Genomic DNA, 16,051 nt, shown 5'->3' with positions numbered 1-16,051 from the left:
TGTTCGCCATGACGGAGATCTCGAGGCTTCCCGGTCCGGTGATGGAACTGTGGGAATGGCAGTACCAGGGCGCGTGCCGCGACGCGGACGACACCCTCTTCTTCCACCCCGAGGGTGAGCGTGGATCGACCCGCCGCAGGCGCGCCGAGGCCGCCAAGGCGATCTGCCGCTCCTGCCCCGTGATGATGCAGTGCCGCGAGCAGTCGCTCCGCGTGCGCGAGCCGTACGGCGTGTGGGGCGGGCTCAGCGAGGACGAGCGGTCGGCGATCCTCGCCGGCAAGTCCGTCTCCGCCTGACCCGGGTGCACAACTTCTGACGTTCGGGCGTGACGCGTTTCTGTCGCACGCCCCGCTGGGAACGCGCGCCCGCTGTGCACGCCTGCCTGCTTCGATGCCGAGGCAGCACCAGCCACGACGGTCTCCGGACAGGACGAAGGCCCCGCACCGATCCGGTGCGGGGCCTTCGCCTGTCTGGCGTGAGCTGGAATCAGCCCACGACCACCGCGAGGACGTCGCGGGTCGAGAGCACCAGGTACTCCTCACCCGCGTACTTGACCTCGGTGCCGCCGTACTTGGAGTAGATCACCTTGTCACCGACGGCGACGTCCAGCGGCACACGGTTGCCGTTGTCGTCGATACGGCCCTGGCCCACGGCCAGAACCTCGCCCTCCTGGGGCTTCTCCTTGGCGGTGTCCGGGATGACCAGGCCGGAAGCGGTCGTGGTCTCGGCTTCGAGAGCCTTGACGACGATCCGGTCCTCGAGCGGCTTGATGGGGACCGACACGTCGGACCTCCCTCTTTCGTGAGCGGATCGAGTGATCAGCTGCGTGGTTGACTTCAGGGGCTCGAACGTTCGACGGTCCGCCGTCGTCGCGGGTGCCGGCGGGCACGAACGTCTGGGTCCTCCGCCGAGGGCCCCGGCGACCGGGATCCGCGGCGATGAACAACCCCAAATCTAGGTCGGCGCTAGCACTCGGTCAAGGCGAGTGCCAATCGCGTGGAGCACCTCACACGCCCGGCGCGCGACGCGCCGTCCGCACTTCGAGATCTGGCCATCTCTACGAAAAGGTTGCGTGCAGCCACTCGTCACGACCTGGACAAACGTGGAAAGATCTTCCCATGGATGCGGCGATTCTGAGCAAACTCCTCAGCCCTGACGGCTGGGCCCTGCTTGCGGCTCTTCCGCCGTACGACGAGCGCGACGCGATGAAGACGGTGACCACCCTGCGCGCCCAGGGCGTCGCGGCGGACCTCGCGGCCGCCGTGGTCACCCAGTCCCGGCTGCGCGCCCGCGCACGGGCCAAGTTCGGCGACTTCGCCGACGGGATGCTGTTCACCGCCGACGGTCTGGAGCAGGCCACGCGGCTCGTGGTCGCGGCGCTGCACGCCCGACGGTACCTCGACGCGGGCGTGACCACGCTCGCGGACCTCACCTGCGGCATCGGCGCCGACTCCCTCGCCTTCGCCGGCACGGGCCTGCGCGTCGTCGCGACCGACCTCGACGAGACCACCGCCGCCATCGCACGGTGGAACCTGCGCCACTTCCCCGAGGCGGAGGTACGGCACGCCGACGGCCTGACGCTCGACCTGCACGCCGAGGGGATCGACGCCGTCTACGCCGACCCCGCCCGGCGCGTGCGCGGCGGCCGGGGTGGCCGTGCCAGCCGCATCTTCGACCCGCGCGCCTACGAACCCCCGCTCGACGCCGTCTGGGCGCTGCGGGAGTCGGTGCCCGCCGTCGGCATCAAGGTGGGTCCCGGCATCGCGCACGAGGGGCTGCCCGACGACGCCGAGACCCAGTGGGTCTCGGTCAACGGCGACGTGGTCGAGGCCGGGCTCTGGTTCGGCCCGCTCGCGCCCGACGGTCCCGGCCGTTCGGCACTCGTCCTACGTTCGTTCACCGACGACGACGGCAAGGAGCACACCCTCAGCCGCACCCTGCGCGGCGACGGCACGGAGCCGGACGTCGGCGACGTCGGACAGTATCTCTACGAGCCGGACGGCGCGGTCATCCGGGCCGGGCTCGTGGGCGAGGCGGCCGCCGAGCTGGGTGGACGCCTCGTCGACCCGACCATCGCGTACGTCACCACCGACGACGCCGCCGTCCTGCCCCCGGCGCGGCCCGCCGAGGCGGCAGGGGCGCAGGCGCCGATCGCGACGGGGTACCGGGTGCTCGACACCATGCCGTTCGGCCTGAAGCGGCTCAAGTCCTATCTCCGCGACCGGAACGTCGGGCGCATCACGATCAAGAAGCGGGGCACCGCGGTGGTGCCCGAACAACTTCGCAAGCAGCTCGTACTCACCGGAACCGAGGAGGCGACGATCGTGCTCACCCGTGTGGCAGGCAACCAACAGGTACTCCTCGTCGAGCCGCTGGGAGCCGTATGAGCTCGCCGGTCCGGCTCGGCTTCGGCGAATCCCCACGGTCGACCGTGGGCATCGAGTGGGAGATCGGGCTCGTGGAGCGCGACACCGCCGATCTGTGCCAGGCTGGCCCGGAGGTGCTGGAGGCTCTCGCGCGCGACGGCGGGAACCCGCAGCTGGACCGCTCGGGGCACGTCGTCCCGCACGTCACCGGCGAGTACATGAAGAACACCGTCGAGCTGGTCACCGGCGTCGGCCGGACCGTGGCCGACGCCGGGGCGGACCTCAGCCGCACGCTCGACCGTGTGCGGACGGTCACGGACCCGATGGGCCTCGAGCTCATGGGCGGCGGCACCCACCCGTTCGCGAAGGGGAGCCACCAGGAGATCGGCGAGAAGGAGCGCTACGCCCGCATCCGCGAGCGCACGGGCGTGTGGGGTGCGCAGCTCATCATCTGGGGGCTGCACGTCCACGTCGGGATCGAGCACCGGGACAAGGCGCTGCCGCTGATGCGCGGGATGCTGAAGTACTTTCCGCACCTGCAGGCGCTGTCCGCCGGGTCGCCGTACTGGGCCGGCGAGCACTCGGGATACGCCTCGAACCGCTCGCTGCTGTTCCAGCAGATCCCGAGCTCGGGCCTGCCGGTCGCGTTCGAGACCTGGGGGGAGCTCGAGGCGTACGCGGGCGACATGCAGCACATCGGAGCCGTCGAGGCGTTCAACGAGGTGCACTGGGACATCCGCCCGTCGCCCAAGTTCGGCACGCTCGAGGTCCGGGTGTGCGACGGCCCGACGAACCTCTCCGAGGCGCTGACGCTCGCCGCGCTGGTGCACTGCCTCGTGGAGCACCTGTCCACACAGCTCGACCAGGGCCGGACCCTGGCCGAGCTGCCGCCGTGGTACGTGGCGGAGAACAAGTTCCGCTCCGCCCGCTACGGGCTGGACGCCACCGTGATCCTGGACGCCGAGGGCAACCAGGGGGCCGTCGTCGACGCGATCGGCAAGCTGCTCGTCGAGCTGGAGCCCGTGGCGCACCGGCTGGGGTGCGCGACGGAGCTGGCCGGGGTGCGGGACATCCTCCGCACCGGGCCGTCGTACCGGCGGCAGGAGCAGGTCGCCGCCGCACACGACGGCGACCTGGTGCCGGTGGTGCGCGCGATGCTGGAGGAGATGCGCACCGGCCGGCCGCTGCCCGCCTGACGGCGCCGGCCGCGGGTCAGATGCCGCGCGGGTCAGATGACCTGCGCGGCGTCGTCGAAGTTCAGGCGCGGGGCGCGGGGGCGAGTCGTGTCCGCGCCGTCGGCCGCGCTGACGTTGACGACGAGGAGGCCCTTCCAGCCGTTCTCGGCGAAGAACTCGGCGTCGATCTGGTCGTAGATGCCGTGCATGGGGCCGACGGCGAGGCCGGCGGCGCGCAGGCCGACGATCAGGTAGCCGGCCTGGATGAGGGCGCTGGTGCGCGCCATCTCGGCGCGCGCCCCGGCGTCGCCGGCGAACATGTCGCGGGCGCCCGGCATGTGCGGGACCAGGCGGTCGAGGTGCTCGTGGAAGTCGGTGTCGTACGCGAGCACGAGGGTGACGGGCGCGTTGCGCACGCGCTCCTGGTTGCCCTCGGGCATGCGGGCGACGAGGCGCTCCCGGGCCTCCGGCGTGCGGACGACGAGCATGCGCAGCGGGCTCGTGTTCATGGCCGTCGGGCCCCACTTGACGAGGTCGTAGACGGCGGCGAGCTGCTCGTCGGTCACCTCGGACTCGGCGAAGGTGGTCACGGTCCGCGCGGTGCGGAACAGACGGTCGGCGGTCGCGTCGTCGATGGCGAGGCCCTGGGCCTCAAGAACGGTGTCGGTCATACGCGCGACAACAAGTTGCTCCAAGCGATAGTTCCAGATTCAACCGTGACGTCACGCACGTCCGCGCGTCACACCCGCCCCGGTTCCCCGCTCACCGGCCCCAGGGAACTAGGCTGGAGCACATGGCAGATCCACTGGTGCTCGGTATCGAGACCTCCTGCGACGAGACCGGCGTCGCGCTGGTCCGCGGAAACGACCTGCTGGTCGACGCGGTGGCCAGCTCGATGGAGGAGCACGCTCGCTACGGCGGCATCATCCCCGAGGTCGCGAGCCGGGCCCACCTCGAGGCGATGATCCCCACCATCCAGAAGGCCCTCGGCGAGGCCGACGTCGACCTGTCCGAGGTCGACGCCATCGCGGTCACCGCCGGGCCCGGGCTCGTCGGGCCGCTCACGATCGGCGCGTCCGCCGCGAAGGCCCTCGCCATCGGCCTGAACAAGCCGCTGTACGGCGTGAACCACGTGATCGGCCACGCGTGCGTGGACCAGCTCGTCGACGGCCCCCTGCCGGAGCGGGCGATGGCGCTCGTGGTGAGCGGCGGGCACAGCTCGCTGCTGCTCGTGGACGACATCGCCACGAACGTCACGGAGCTCGGCTCCACGCTCGACGACGCCGCGGGCGAGGCCTTCGACAAGGTCGGCCGCCTGCTCGGCCTGCCCTACCCCGGCGGCCCGCACATCGACCGCCTCGCACGTGAGGGCGACCCCACCGCCATCCGGTTCCCGCGCGGCCTCACGGCCGCGAAGGACCAGGCCAAGCACGCCTACGACTTCTCGTTCTCCGGCCTCAAGACGGCGGTGGCCCGCTGGGTCGAGGCCCGCACGGACGCCGGCCAGGAGATCCCGGTGCACGACGTCGCGGCGTCGTTCGCCGAGGCCGTCGCCGACGTGCTCACGGCCAAGACGATCGCCGCCTGCCACAAGCACGGCGTGGACACGCTCGTGGTCGGCGGCGGGTTCTCCGCCAACAGCCAGCTCCGCGACATGGCCGCCAAGCGCTGCGCCGAGGCCGGCATCGACCTGCGCATCCCGCCGATCCGCTACTGCACGGACAACGGCGCGATGATCGCGGCGCTCGGCTCCGCCGTGGTGCGGGCCGGCGTGGCCCCGAGCGACCTGGACATCCCGGTCGACTCGTCGATGCCGCTCACCACGATCACCGTCTGAGTTCTCCGGCCCGCCGGCGGCCGGGTGGCTCTACGCTGCGTCCCGTGTGGGTCAGAACACTGGAGAAGCTCGAGCCCGTCCCCGTCATCGACACGGCCCGGCGGCTGCGCGACCGCATCGGCGCGCGGTTCCCCGACCGCGGCATCCACCTCGTGGCCCAGGAGCTCGTGGCCCTGACCGAGCAGGTGGCGGACACCTCCGCCGGGACGCGCCGGCGCAGCCGCCTGGTGCAGGCCGGGTCGCGCGTGCTGATCGCCCTCGTGGTGCTGGTGGCGCTGGTCGCGTTCGGCTTCGCCGTCGAGGCCGCGGGCACCGAGGCACCGGACAACGGCCTGGACTGGCTGCCGCTCATCGAGAGCGCGGTGAACGACATCGTGTTCGTCGCCGTCGCCGTCGTGGTGCTGCACTCGGTGCCGCAGCGGGTGCAGCGCTCCGACCTGCTGGCCAAGCTGCACCGGCTGCGCTCCCTGGCGCACATCATCGACATGCACCAGCTCACCAAGGAGCCCGAGATCCTGCGGGACGCCTTCACGGGCGAGTCGGAGAACAACGACGTCGACCTGACGCCCGAGCAGATCGAGTACTACCTGGAGTACTGCACCGAGCTGCTGTCGATCGTGGGCAAGGCGGCGGCGCTGTGCGCCGAGGAGTCGCAGGACGACATCGTGCTGAACACGGTCTCGACCATCGAGTCGCTGACGCTCGGCATGGCCCGCAAGGTGTGGCAGAAGATCCTCGTGCTCAACGAGGTCAGCCCCACGCCCTGATCTTGCCGGCGCCAGGCCGGGCCGGGCCGGGCCGGGCCGCCGTCGCGCCGGACTCAGCCCACCGCGACGGGCCGCGAGGGGTCGTTCGACCACTGCGACCACGAGCCCGGGTACAGGGCGGCGTCCACGCCGACGATCGCGAGGGCCGCCACCTCGTGCGACGCCGTGACGCCCGACCCGCAGTAGACGCCGACGGTCCCGCCGTCCGCGACCCCCAGCTCGCCGAAGCGCCGCTTCAGGTCCCCGGTCGGCAGGAACCGGCCGTCCGGCCCCAGGTTCTCGGTGGTGGGCGCGCTGACGGCGCCCGGCACGTGCCCGGCCTGCGGGTCCACGGGCTCCACCTCGCCGCGGTACCGCTCGGCGGCCCGGGCGTCCAGGAGCAGTCCCGCGCCGTCCGCCAGCTCGGCGGCGGCGTCGGCGTCGAGCACGGGCATCCCGCCCGGCTGCACGACGACGTCGCCCGGCTCGGGCGTGACGTCACCCGGTTCGAGGGCGTTTCCCGCTTCCGTCCAGGCGGCCAGGCCGCCGTCGAGGATGCGGACGTCCTCGACGCCGAAGTACCGCAGCAGCCACCAGGCGCGGGCCGCCGACGTGCCGCCCACGGAGTCGTAGACCACGACCCGCGAGCCCGCCGAGACGCCCCAGCGGCGCGCGGCCTGCTGGAACGCCGCCGCCGAGGGCAACGGGTGCCGCCCGTCGGTGGGCGCCCCGTGCGCGGCCAGCTCGGTGTCCAGGTCGACGTACACGGCGCCCGGGACGTGGGCGGCGCGGTACTGGTCGTGGCCGTCGGTCATGCCGAGCGCCCAGCGGACGTCGAGCACGACGGGCGGTCCCTCGACCGGGTCCGGGGCCGCACTGACCTGCAGGTCGGCAGCCAGCGTGGCGGCGTCGACCAGAACTCGTTCCCTCATGCGGCGTCTCCTGCGGCGTCGTCGGGGGTGTCGGTCGGAGCGTCGACCGGCGACTCCACCGGGGCGTCCGCCGTCGGGTGCTCCACCTCGGACAGGTCCAGGCGCATCGTGTACGCGTCGACGTCCTCGGGCTGGTAGTAGCGCTTGCGCACACCGAGGATCTGGAAGCCGAAGTCCCGGTACATCTCGATGGCGGGCTGGTTGTCGACGCGGACCTCCAGCAGCACCGCCTCGGCCTTGACCTTGCGGGACCGCTCGATGAGCGCCTCCATGAGCTGCCGCCCCACGCCGTGGCGCTGGACGTCGGGGTCCACGCCGATGGTCATGACCTGCGTGACGTCACCGTCGAACCACAGCCCCGCGTAGCCGACGACGGGCTGCTCCCCCGCGCGGTCGAGCCGCTCCGGCTCGGCCACGATGTACCAGCGGCCCAGGCCGGCGAGCTCGTCGGCGAGCATGCCGTAGGTCCAGGCGCCCCGGCCGAAGAGCTGTCGCTCGAGCTGCAGCACGCGGTCGAAGTCGGCGTTGCGCAGCGGGCGCAGACGCACCTCGGTGATCACGCGGCACCGCCCGCGGCGGCGGTGGCCGAGCCGGCTCCCGTGCCGGTCGGCGACCCCGGCTCGTGCACGTCGGGACGGCGCAGGTACAGCGGCTCGGTCGGCAGCTCCTCGCCCGCGGCGCGGCGGACGAGCGCCAGCCGGGCGAGCACGGTCGCGTCGGGGACCAGCGGCGCGTCGTCGGCCACCGGGAGGAACTCGGGGTAGAGCATCGCGCCCTCCCCGACCACGACGGGCAGCGGGGTGTCGCCGCCGTCCGGCGTCGGGAGCTGGCCCTGGGCGACGAAGCCGGCCCGGTCGACGTCCGGCCCGGCGGTCCGCTCCACGACGGGGACGCCGTGCGGCCCCTCGTGCGCGACCACGCGGTAGCGCGCCCAGTAGACCTCCTTGCGGCGGGCGTCGGAGGTGGCCAGGATCTCCTGGCCCGCCCGCAGCCCGAGGTCGCTGACCGCCTGCACGGCGAGCGCGTCGAGGCTGGGCACACCCAGGACCGGGATGCCGAGGGAGAGCGCGAGCGTGCGGGCGGTCACCAGCCCGACGCGCAGCCCCGTGAACGGGGCCGGGCCCGTACCCGCGACGACGGCGGTCAGGTCGGTGCGCTCGATTCCGGCCTCGTCGAGGACCTCGGTGATCAGGGGCGCGAGCGACTCGGCGTGCCTGCGGCGCTCGTCGGAGGAGCGGGACGCGAGACGCGCGCCCTCCTCGTCGACGAGCGAGACGGCGACGGCTGCTGAGGTATCGAGAGCTAGAACGGCCACGCGACCAGGGTATTACGACGGGTGCCTCGTACCGGGATGGTCGGTAGTTCGTCAGATGATCGGCAGCGCGAGCGACCGATCACCTGACGAACTACCGATCACATCAGCGAACGCAGGTCCACGCCGACCCACCGCGGCCCCACCGCGCGGATCGTCACCTTCCGTGTCCCCGCCTCCGGGTCCTCGGCCGTCTCCACACCGGGGTCGAACACCGGTGCAGCGCCCCGCGGCCGCTCCAGGTCGATCTCCAGGCGGTCGTCGGCGAGCGTCTCGGCGAGGCCGCGCCCCCACTCCACGACCGTCACGGAGTCCTCGAGGGACGAGTCAAGGTCGAGCGCGTCCAGCTCGCCCAGCCCACCGAGGCGGTAGGCGTCCACGTGCACCAGCCCGGGACCGCGCGTGCCGTCCTCGCGCGGCAGGGGCGGGTGCTCGCGCGCCACGATGAAGGTGGGCGACGCCACCTGCCCGCGCACGTTCAGCGCCGCACCGATGCCCTGGGTCAGGGTCGTCTTGCCCGCGCCGAGGTCGCCGGTGAGGATCACCAGGTCCCCGGAGCGCAGCACCCCGGCGAGCGCGGCCCCGAAGGCCCGCGTCGTATCGGCGTCGGGCAGCTCGATGACCACCGCCTCCGACGTCGAGATGTCGCCCGGTCCGTTCACTGCCCCGCTCACGCGGTCTCCCTTCCTGCCGTGCCCGCGTACACACGGGGCACGCGCGCGCCGAGGCGCGTCACGATCTCGTAGCTGATGGTGCCGGCGGCCTGGGCCCAGTCCTCGGCATTGGGCGCTCCGGCACGGGTCAGCCCGTCCGACGCCCCGAACAAGGTGACCACGTCGCCGGCCTGCTCCGACGCGTACGGGCCGAGGTCGAGCATGATCTGGTCCATGCACACCCGGCCCGCGACGCGCAGAACGCGGGCGGTGCCGAGGCCGGTCGCGGGTGCGGCGACGTCGTCCACACCCCCGCCCACCAGGACCGGGCCGCCCGGGCCGAGCGACCCGCCGGAGGCGTGCCGCGGGATCCCGTCCGAGTAGCCGAGCGGCACGACGCCGAGCACCGTGTCCTGCGGTGTGACGTAGAAGTGCCCGTACGAGACGCCGTGGCCCTCCGGCACGCGCTTGACCGTGGCGAGCCGCGCCTCCAGCGTCATCGCGGGCCGCAGGCCGTAGTCGCCCGGCGCGCCGAGCTGCGGCACCGGCGAGAGCCCGTAGACGGCGATCCCCGGGCGGACCAGGTCGTAGTGCGACGCCGGGTTGGTCAGAGTGGCCGCCGAGTTGGCGATGTGCCGCACCTCGAGCTCGATCCCGGCGGCCTCGACGGTGCGGACCGCGTCGTCGAAGACGTGGGTCTGCATCTTCACCGACGGGTCGTCGGGCTCGTCCGCGAGCGCGTAGTGCGACATGACGCCGACGACGGCGAGCGCGCCCTCGGCCTGCAGCGCCCGCGCGCGGTCGAGGACGGCCGGCAGGTCGTCGGGCATGATCCCGTTGCGGCCCAGGCCGGTGTCGACCTTGAGGTGCACGCGGGCGGTGCGGCCCGCGACGCGGGCGCCGTCGGCCACCTCGTCGAGGGCCCAGGCCGCTGCCACGGCGACGTCGATGTCGTCGCGCACCAGGTCGGCCAGGGGCGCGCCAGGCGCGTAGAGCCAGGTCAGGATGCGTGGACCCGGTCCGACGGCGGCGCGGATCGCGAGCGCCTCCGTGCTCTGCGCCGCCCCCAGCCAGGTCGCGCCGCCCGCGAGCGCCGCCCGGGCCGACGGGGCCAGGCCGTGCCCGTACGCGTCGGCCTTGACGACGGCCATGACCTGGGCGGTCGGGGCGGTCGTCCGCAGGGCGTGCACGTTGTCGCGGATCGCGTCGAGGTCGACGACCGCGCGGGCGGGATAGTCGGGGGCGGTACTCATCGCACCGATTCTTGCACCTGTCAGATCCTGGCGGACGAGTCAGGGTGTCGAGGGACCCATTCGCTGAGCACCCGGCGGGACTCGAAGCGGCGCGGCAGCCCGGACAGCGGGTCCGTGAGCTCCAGCGAGCGGGACAGGAGCTGGAGGGGCCGGTCGAAGTCGTCGGGGTCGGTGGCGCGCAGCTCGGGCCAGAACGGGTCGTGCAGGATCGGCACGCCGAGCGACGCCAGGTGCAGCCGGAGCTGGTGCGTCTTGCCGGTGTGCGGCTCCAGGCGGTAGAGGCCGAGGCCCCGGGTCTCGTCGGCGGCGACGAGCATGATCAGCGACTCGGCGTTCGGCTCCCCGGGCACCTCCTCGGCGCGCGTGACGCCGCGCCGCTTCACGATGCGGCTGCGCAGGGTGACGGGCTCCCCCAGGGCGAGGCGGCCGTCGGACGGCGGCAGCGGCGCCACCGCCTCGTACACCTTGCGCACCTCGCGGCGGGCGAACGTCTCCTGGTAGGCGCCTCGTACCTCGGGTCGCACCGTGAGCACGAGCACGCCGGCGGTGCCGCGGTCGAGCCGGTGGGCCGGGGAGAGCTCGGGCAGGTCGAGGGCGACCCGGAGGCGGACCAATGCCGTCTCCCGCACCCACCGGCCGCGCGGCATCGTCGCCAGGAAGTGCGGCTTGTCCACGACCAGCAGGTTCTCGTCCCGGTGGAGCACCTCGGGCTCGAACGGGATGCGGTCCTCGTGGGCGGGCGGGTCGCGGTACAGGTAGAGGAAACCGCGCGGCTCGTACGGCGTCGTCGGCGTGAGAGGTTCGCCGTGGCCCGTGACGACCTCGCCCAGGGCGACCTTCTCGAGCAGCCGCTCCGCGTCGTCGCGGAACCGGTCGAGCAGGTAGTCGAGCGCGTACGGGAACCGCACGACGACGTCGGGGTCGTGCGGCAGCACGACCCGCGTGGGGTTGAGCCCGTCCCGCACGGGCAGCGGGGACCGGTGCTTGGCGGGGCCGGGCGTGCGGTTCACGCCGTCAACCTAACCCGCGAGATCCTTCGCTGTGCACGAAGGGTTCCGTTGACCCGGACAACGGGTGGAAGATGGCCGGGTGACCCTCTACGACATTCCCTTCCACACGATGGACGGCACCGAGATCTCGCTGGCCGACCACAAGGAGGACGTCGTCCTCGTGGTGAACGTGGCCTCGCGGTGCGGCCTGGCCCCGCAGTACGAGACGCTCGAGAAGCTGCAGAAGAAGTACCAGGACCGGGGCTTCACGGTGCTGGGCTTCCCCAGCAACCAGTTCCTGCAGGAGCTGAGCTCGAACGAGAAGATCGCCGAGTTCTGCTCCATGACGTACGGCGTCACCTTCCCCGTGCTCGACAAGGTCCGGCTGAACGGGCGCCACGCGCACCCGCTCTACGTCGAGCTCAAGAAGACGGAGGACGCCACGGGGCACTCGGGCAAGATCCGCTGGAACTTCGAGAAGTTCCTGGTGCTGCCCGGCGGCGAGGTGCGTCGGTACGCCCCGAGGACCCTGCCGGACGACCCGGCGATCATCGACGAGATCGAGGCGCACCTGCCCCGCTGACGGCCGTCACGAGCTCTCACCCGTCACGAGCTCTCGCCCGCCGCGAGCGTGAGCCGCATCGCGACCGGCACCACGTCCGAGGCGTCCCCGAGCCAACCGGTCCAGACCCTGGTCAGGCCCAGCTCGCGTCCCGGTTCCGGCTCCACCGGCGTCAGCCGGTACCGGGTCACGAGCGGCAGGGCCGTGAGCTCGTTGACGGTCAGTATCTCGATGACCAGCACGTCCACCCGGTCCAGGCCGAATGCCAGCCAGTCCTGATCCACCCGCAGCGAGAGCGTGTCGAGCGCCGAGAGGCGGGACATCACCGCGCTGAATGCTGTGTTCGTCATGCACCCTTGACGCGCGAACCGCACCGAGGTCACAGCACTTCGGGAAAATGTTGCAGAGCAATTTTCGCCCGCTCCCGTGCAGGTCCGGAACGCAAATCTCAGCGGTGGTGCCCTGGGTGAAGCAGAGCCGTACCCTGAGGCAATGGTCGAGAACCGGTTCCGGCAGGCCACGCCCGAGGATGCGCAGGCGCTCCTGGACGTGGAGCGAGCCGCTGGGATCGCGGCGCTGGGCCACATCTTCCCGCCGGGCATGTACCCGTTCCCGTCCGCCGAGGTCCTGGCCAAGTGGCAGGCAGCGCTGGTCGAGCCGGGCGTCCGGGTGCACGTCCTGGACGACGACGCCGAGCACACCCGCCTGGCCTGCTTCGTCGCCCACGACGAGCGGCTGCTGCGGCACCTCGCGGTGCACCCGTCGCGCTGGGGCAGCGGCCTGGCCCGGGCCGCCATGGACGTGGCGGTCGCTGAGATGAGCGATCCTCGCCTGTGGTGCCTCGCCGACAACGACCAGGCGATCGGCTTCTACGAGCATCTCGGCTGGCGCCGCACGGGCCGCCGCAAGGCCTCGGACTACTCGCCGTTCCCGGACGAGATCGAGATGGTCCTCCCCCGCGACTGACGCGGGTCGGACGCGTGGGCGGCTACAGCTCCACCAGCCCCGCCCGGTAGCCCAGCACCACGGCCTGCGTCCTGTCGCGCGCCTGCAGCTTGGCCAGCACGGACGCCACGTGCGTGCGCACCGTCTCGACGCCGACCACGAGCGCCGTCGCGATCTCCGCGTTCGTCATGCCCTGCGCCACCAGCGCCAGCACCTCCCGCTCGCGCGGCGTCAGCGCCGGCGCCCCCGCCGTCGCGCGCGGCCGCGTGCGCACCAGGTCGCGCAGCGCCTGCGGGTACAGCAGGCTCTGCCCGACGGCGACGGTGCGGACCGCCTGCACCATCTCGTCCGCCCCGGCGCGCTTGAGCAGGAACCCTGAGGCCCCGGCCGTGAGCGCGTCGAGCACGTAGCCGTCGTGCTCGAACGTGGTCACCACGAGCACGCGGGGCGGCTGCGGCAGCCGGAGCACCAGCTCGGTCGCGCGCAACCCGTCCACGCCCGGCATCCGCACGTCCATGCAGACGACGTCGGGCCGCAGGCTCCGCGCCAGCTCGACGGCCCGCGCGCCGTCGCCCGCCTCCCCCACCACCTCCAGGTCGGGTTCCGCGTCCAGGATGAGGCACAGGCCGCTGCGGACCAGCGGCTCGTCGTCGGCGAGCAGCACCCGCACGGGGGCGTCAGGCATCGGGTTCCTTCCGGTCGGGGCGGACGGCGGGCGGGGCCTCGGCGGGCACGCCGGCTGCGGGCGGCACGGCGCCGGGCGGCACGACGGCGGAGCCGCCGGGGTCCCCTGGTGCCGGCGTCCAGGGCAGCGTCGCACGGAGCACCCAGCGGCCGCCGTCCGGCCCCGCCTCGGCCGCGCCGCCGAACAGCGCGACCCGCTCCCGCACACCGGCCAGGCCGCGCCCACCGGAGCGCCGCCCACCGGCCGCGCGCCCCCGGCCAGACCCCCGGCCCAGGCGCGCACCGGCACCCACGGGGTTCACCACCTCGATCAGCACCCGCTCGCCGTCCTGCCCCCCGACGAGACGCACGCTGAGCCGCACCGGTCCGGGCCCGCCGTGCCGGTGCGCGTTGGTGAGCGCCTCGGTGACGATCCGCTGCACCGTGCGGCTCAGCAGGGCGGGCAGCCCGGGCGGGAGGTCGACGTCCGCGCTCAGGTCCAGGCCGGCGCGGCGGTGGGCCTGCACGACGTCGTCCAGGGCGGGCGCGAGGGCCAGCGGCGCGGCGTCGTCGGCGTCGTCCCGCAGGACGGCGAGGAGCTGGTCGAGCTCGGCGAGCGCCGACCGGGCCGTCTCCTCGATGGCCGCGAGCGCCTCGGCGGCCGCGGCGGGGTTCGCCGCGACGACGCGCCGTCCGGCCGCCGCCTGCACGCTGACGACGGTCAGGGCGTGGCCGATGCCGTCGTGCAGCTCGCGGGCGAGGCGGGTGTGCTCGGCCTCACGATGAGCCCGGGCGAGCGCGGTCTCCATCCGGTCGTGCGAGGTGGGGCCGAGCACGCGCCCGGCGAGCGCCGAGGCCGCGGCCCCCAGCGGCCAGGTGGCCGTCAGCGCCAGCAGCCCGACGACGCCGCACGCCGCCAGCCGCAGCACCGCCTCGGGCGCGCCGGCGGGCAGCGGGAGACCGGACCCGAACGAGCGCCCGGCCACCGTCTCGACGGCGACCAGCACCGCGCCGGGGAGCGCGGCGAACAGGCAGACGGCGACGAGCATCCCCGTCGCCAGGTGCAGCACCACCCAGCCCGCGGTGCGGACCCGGTGGGCGAGCCGGGGCCGGGCCGGGATCACGAGCTCGGCGTCGACGTCGAGCAGGGCGCGGGCCGCCGTGACCTCCAGCTCCCGCGCGCCCGGGACCAGGCCGAGCGCGACGGCGGCGGCGACCGCCACGACGGCCACCACCCACGGGGGCAGCCCCGCGACCACGGAGAACAGCAGGCTGTAGACGAGCAGCACGAGGGCCAGCCCGATCGCCGCGCCGAGCATGTGCCAGGCGAACCGCCGGGCGAGGTACCGCGCGAGGTGCCGCGTCGTCGCCTGCATGCCGTCATCCTCTCCGGTCGCCGGGGCCGCCCGCCAGGTCATACGGCGGCGGCGCGGTCCCGGGCCGCCGCGCCGGGTTCGAGCCCCGGTGTCCGGCCGGCCTCGACGTTGCCGGCCTCGGCCCGGTCGGCCTCGACGCGGTCGGCGTCGAGGCGGTCGGCGTCGAGGCGGTCGGCCTCGACGCGGTGGGCCACGTAGCCCCAGACCGCGAGCGCCAGGGCCGGACCCCAGTACCAGCAGGGGAAGATGATCGCGCCCCACAGGCCCTGGGCCAGGCTCTGCTCGCCGAACATGATCAGCATGGGGACGGCCGTGAACGTCACGGTGGCCGCGATCAGCCCGCCGGGCACGGCGGCCGCGGCGATCGGCACCCGGCGCCCCGCCAAGCCCGGCATCCACCGCGGGAACACCTCGCCCCACGGCCGGATCAGGCCGAGCGTCAGGAAGACGCCGAGCCAGGCTCCGCTGGACAGCGTGAGGCCCCAGATCCGTGTGGACAGGTCCAGGCCCTCGCCGAGCTGGGGCCACGGGGTGAGCCAGGTCAGCCGGACCAGGGCGTACGGGAGCGGACCGGTGGCGGCCACGATCGTGATGGCCCGGCGGTGCCGCACGACCCAGGCGGTCGCACGCTCCATGGCGGACGTCCCGGCGAGCGCCCGGACGCCGACGACGGCCCACAGGCTCCCGACGGCGATGAACAACAGGGCGGTGAACAGCGCGGCGCGCTGCTCGGCAAGACCCCTGCCGAGCATGACCGCGATGCCGGCGAGCGCCTCGCGCCCGAGGAAGCCGCCCACGGCGAGCCCGGCCAGGAGGGGCACTCCCACGGCCCACCGTGCCACCCGGTAGCGGCGCACGACCTGCACGAGCAGGACCACGACGGCGGCGGGCATCGCCATCGCGACGAGGTAGCCCACGGTGGACAGCGTGCCCGAGCTCTGCAGCACCAGGCCGAACACGAGCAGCTGCAGGGCGGCGGCCCCGACCCGCCCCCGCGCTCCGAGGGCCCCGGCGAGGGCCGCGATCCCGGTCGCCACACCCGCCAGGGCGGCGACGGTGTGCACGGCGGTCACGACGTCCGACCCGGCGAACCGGGCGAGGAGCGCGGTGTTCGCGCCGTCGTACAGGGTGGGCAGGAGCCCGGACATCCAGGCGATGCCGAGCAGCGCCGCGGCGCCGCTGGTGATGGTCGCGCCGAGGAGCGAGGCGCGGGTGAGGCGTGACATGTCGGGTCCCTCCGGT

General features: G+C 73.5%; 19 protein-coding genes. 7 read left to right on the top strand and 12 right to left on the bottom strand.

The window, feature by feature from the left end; genetic code table 11:
- Positions 1–8: 8 nt before the first annotated feature.
- Complete coding sequence (locus ACH45N_RS04950) at positions 9–296, top strand: WhiB family transcriptional regulator (protein WP_020016179.1); 288 nt, start codon at positions 9–11, stop codon at positions 294–296.
- A 190-nt stretch (positions 297–486) separates the two neighbouring features.
- Here ACH45N_RS04950 and groES read toward each other — a convergent pair whose 3' ends face one another.
- On the bottom strand, positions 487–783 hold the full coding sequence (gene groES / locus ACH45N_RS04945; protein ID WP_020016178.1) for a co-chaperone GroES: 297 nt from the start codon (positions 781–783) through the stop codon (positions 487–489).
- Positions 784–1,118: 335 nt separating this feature from the next.
- On the opposite strand from groES, the gene ACH45N_RS04940 reads away from it, so the two are divergent.
- The gene (locus tag ACH45N_RS04940) at positions 1,119–2,387 is read left to right on the top strand and encodes a methyltransferase domain-containing protein (protein ID WP_397391677.1); all 1,269 of its coding nucleotides are present in this window, start codon (positions 1,119–1,121) and stop codon (positions 2,385–2,387) included.
- Entirely contained in the window at positions 2,384–3,562 is a 1,179-nt protein-coding gene (locus tag ACH45N_RS04935) for a glutamate--cysteine ligase (RefSeq protein WP_397391674.1), read from the top strand. The genes ACH45N_RS04940 and ACH45N_RS04935 overlap by 4 nt, the downstream gene beginning before the upstream one ends.
- A gap of 32 nt (positions 3,563–3,594) precedes the next feature.
- On the opposite strand, the gene ACH45N_RS04930 is transcribed toward ACH45N_RS04935, so the two are convergent.
- Positions 3,595–4,212 carry a malonic semialdehyde reductase gene (locus ACH45N_RS04930; protein WP_397391671.1) on the bottom strand — a complete coding sequence of 206 codons (618 nt, stop codon included), beginning with the start codon at positions 4,210–4,212 and terminating at the stop codon, positions 3,595–3,597.
- Between the two features lie 122 nt (positions 4,213–4,334).
- Here ACH45N_RS04930 and tsaD point away from each other — a divergent pair, with 122 nt between their 5' ends.
- Together tsaD and ACH45N_RS04920 are read left to right on the top strand one after the other, a co-directional pair.
- Entirely contained in the window at positions 4,335–5,378 is a 1,044-nt protein-coding gene (tsaD, locus tag ACH45N_RS04925; protein ID WP_397391668.1) for a tRNA (adenosine(37)-N6)-threonylcarbamoyltransferase complex transferase subunit TsaD, read from the top strand.
- A 44-nt stretch (positions 5,379–5,422) separates the two neighbouring features.
- On the top strand, positions 5,423–6,145 hold the full coding sequence (locus ACH45N_RS04920; RefSeq protein WP_397391667.1) for a hypothetical protein: 723 nt from the start codon (positions 5,423–5,425) through the stop codon (positions 6,143–6,145).
- A 53-nt stretch (positions 6,146–6,198) separates the two neighbouring features.
- Here the strand turns inward: ACH45N_RS04920 and ACH45N_RS04915 are convergent, their stop codons facing one another.
- The 6 genes from ACH45N_RS04915 to ACH45N_RS04890 all read right to left on the bottom strand — a co-directional run bounded on the left by ACH45N_RS04915 (position 6,199) and on the right by ACH45N_RS04890 (position 11,284).
- A complete protein-coding gene (locus ACH45N_RS04915) occupies positions 6,199–7,056 on the bottom strand; it encodes a sulfurtransferase (protein ID WP_397391665.1) in 858 nt (285 codons plus the stop codon).
- Positions 7,053–7,616, bottom strand: a complete 564-nt coding sequence (rimI, locus tag ACH45N_RS04910; RefSeq protein ID WP_397391663.1) for a ribosomal protein S18-alanine N-acetyltransferase — start codon at positions 7,614–7,616, stop codon at positions 7,053–7,055. Before rimI ends, ACH45N_RS04915 begins: the two co-directional genes overlap by 4 nt.
- Positions 7,613–8,371 (bottom strand): tRNA (adenosine(37)-N6)-threonylcarbamoyltransferase complex dimerization subunit type 1 TsaB, encoded by a 759-nt coding sequence (gene tsaB / locus ACH45N_RS04905; RefSeq protein WP_397391662.1) that lies wholly within the window; start codon positions 8,369–8,371, stop codon positions 7,613–7,615. The genes rimI and tsaB overlap by 4 nt, the downstream gene beginning before the upstream one ends.
- A gap of 98 nt (positions 8,372–8,469) precedes the next feature.
- A complete protein-coding gene (gene tsaE / locus ACH45N_RS04900; RefSeq protein WP_397391660.1) occupies positions 8,470–9,042 on the bottom strand; it encodes a tRNA (adenosine(37)-N6)-threonylcarbamoyltransferase complex ATPase subunit type 1 TsaE in 573 nt (190 codons plus the stop codon).
- Positions 9,039–10,274: an alanine racemase gene (alr, locus tag ACH45N_RS04895; RefSeq protein WP_397391658.1), complete on the bottom strand. Its 1,236-nt coding sequence runs from the start codon at positions 10,272–10,274 to the stop codon at positions 9,039–9,041. The genes tsaE and alr overlap by 4 nt, the downstream gene beginning before the upstream one ends.
- A gap of 20 nt (positions 10,275–10,294) precedes the next feature.
- On the bottom strand, positions 10,295–11,284 hold the full coding sequence (locus ACH45N_RS04890; RefSeq protein WP_397391655.1) for a pseudouridine synthase: 990 nt from the start codon (positions 11,282–11,284) through the stop codon (positions 10,295–10,297).
- A 79-nt stretch (positions 11,285–11,363) separates the two neighbouring features.
- Between ACH45N_RS04890 and ACH45N_RS04885 the strand changes: the two genes are divergently transcribed.
- Positions 11,364–11,846 (top strand): glutathione peroxidase, encoded by a 483-nt coding sequence (locus ACH45N_RS04885; RefSeq protein ID WP_397391652.1) that lies wholly within the window; start codon positions 11,364–11,366, stop codon positions 11,844–11,846.
- Between the two features lie 23 nt (positions 11,847–11,869).
- Here ACH45N_RS04885 and ACH45N_RS04880 read toward each other — a convergent pair whose 3' ends face one another.
- A complete protein-coding gene (locus ACH45N_RS04880; RefSeq protein ID WP_397391649.1) occupies positions 11,870–12,175 on the bottom strand; it encodes a hypothetical protein in 306 nt (101 codons plus the stop codon).
- A gap of 142 nt (positions 12,176–12,317) precedes the next feature.
- Between ACH45N_RS04880 and ACH45N_RS04875 the strand changes: the two genes are divergently transcribed.
- A complete protein-coding gene (locus ACH45N_RS04875; RefSeq protein ID WP_397391647.1) occupies positions 12,318–12,791 on the top strand; it encodes a GNAT family N-acetyltransferase in 474 nt (157 codons plus the stop codon).
- A 22-nt stretch (positions 12,792–12,813) separates the two neighbouring features.
- Here the strand turns inward: ACH45N_RS04875 and ACH45N_RS04870 are convergent, their stop codons facing one another.
- From ACH45N_RS04870 to ACH45N_RS04860, 3 genes are read right to left on the bottom strand one after another with little or no spacing between them, the layout of a single operon-like run.
- Positions 12,814–13,455 carry a response regulator gene (locus ACH45N_RS04870; RefSeq protein WP_397391645.1) on the bottom strand — a complete coding sequence of 214 codons (642 nt, stop codon included), beginning with the start codon at positions 13,453–13,455 and terminating at the stop codon, positions 12,814–12,816.
- Complete coding sequence (locus tag ACH45N_RS04865) at positions 13,448–14,809, bottom strand: histidine kinase (RefSeq protein WP_397391643.1); 1,362 nt, start codon at positions 14,807–14,809, stop codon at positions 13,448–13,450. Before ACH45N_RS04865 ends, ACH45N_RS04870 begins: the two co-directional genes overlap by 8 nt.
- Before the next feature lie 38 nt (positions 14,810–14,847).
- Positions 14,848–16,035 (bottom strand): hypothetical protein, encoded by a 1,188-nt coding sequence (locus ACH45N_RS04860; protein WP_397391641.1) that lies wholly within the window; start codon positions 16,033–16,035, stop codon positions 14,848–14,850.
- Between the last annotated feature and the right edge of the window lie 16 nt (positions 16,036–16,051).

The organism is Promicromonospora sp. NPDC019610, from assembly GCF_044389365.1.
In the GTDB taxonomy this organism is placed as follows: Bacteria; Actinomycetota; Actinomycetes; order Actinomycetales; family Cellulomonadaceae; genus Promicromonospora.
This window is presented reverse-complemented; position numbering and strand designations above follow the sequence as displayed.

Bases quoted from the DNA above. Each gene is read 5' to 3' on its own strand.
- ACH45N_RS04935 (WP_397391674.1), top strand. From the start codon at position 2,384: ATGAGCTCGCCGGTCCGGCTCGGCTTCGGCGAATCCCCACGGTCGACC.
- ACH45N_RS04880 (WP_397391649.1), bottom strand. From the start codon at position 12,175: ATGACGAACACAGCATTCAGCGCGGTGATGTCCCGCCTCTCGGCGCTC.
- ACH45N_RS04865 (WP_397391643.1), bottom strand. From the start codon at position 14,809: ATGCAGGCGACGACGCGGCACCTCGCGCGGTACCTCGCCCGGCGGTTC.
- alr (WP_397391658.1), bottom strand. From the start codon at position 10,274: ATGAGTACCGCCCCCGACTATCCCGCCCGCGCGGTCGTCGACCTCGAC.
- ACH45N_RS04950 (WP_020016179.1), top strand. From the start codon at position 9: ATGACGGAGATCTCGAGGCTTCCCGGTCCGGTGATGGAACTGTGGGAA.
- ACH45N_RS04940 (WP_397391677.1), top strand. From the start codon at position 1,119: ATGGATGCGGCGATTCTGAGCAAACTCCTCAGCCCTGACGGCTGGGCC.
- ACH45N_RS04930 (WP_397391671.1), bottom strand. From the start codon at position 4,212: ATGACCGACACCGTTCTTGAGGCCCAGGGCCTCGCCATCGACGACGCG.
- ACH45N_RS04860 (WP_397391641.1), bottom strand. From the start codon at position 16,035: ATGTCACGCCTCACCCGCGCCTCGCTCCTCGGCGCGACCATCACCAGC.
- ACH45N_RS04875 (WP_397391647.1), top strand. From the start codon at position 12,318: ATGGTCGAGAACCGGTTCCGGCAGGCCACGCCCGAGGATGCGCAGGCG.
- tsaD (WP_397391668.1), top strand. From the start codon at position 4,335: ATGGCAGATCCACTGGTGCTCGGTATCGAGACCTCCTGCGACGAGACC.
- ACH45N_RS04870 (WP_397391645.1), bottom strand. From the start codon at position 13,455: ATGCCTGACGCCCCCGTGCGGGTGCTGCTCGCCGACGACGAGCCGCTG.
- ACH45N_RS04915 (WP_397391665.1), bottom strand. From the start codon at position 7,056: ATGAGGGAACGAGTTCTGGTCGACGCCGCCACGCTGGCTGCCGACCTG.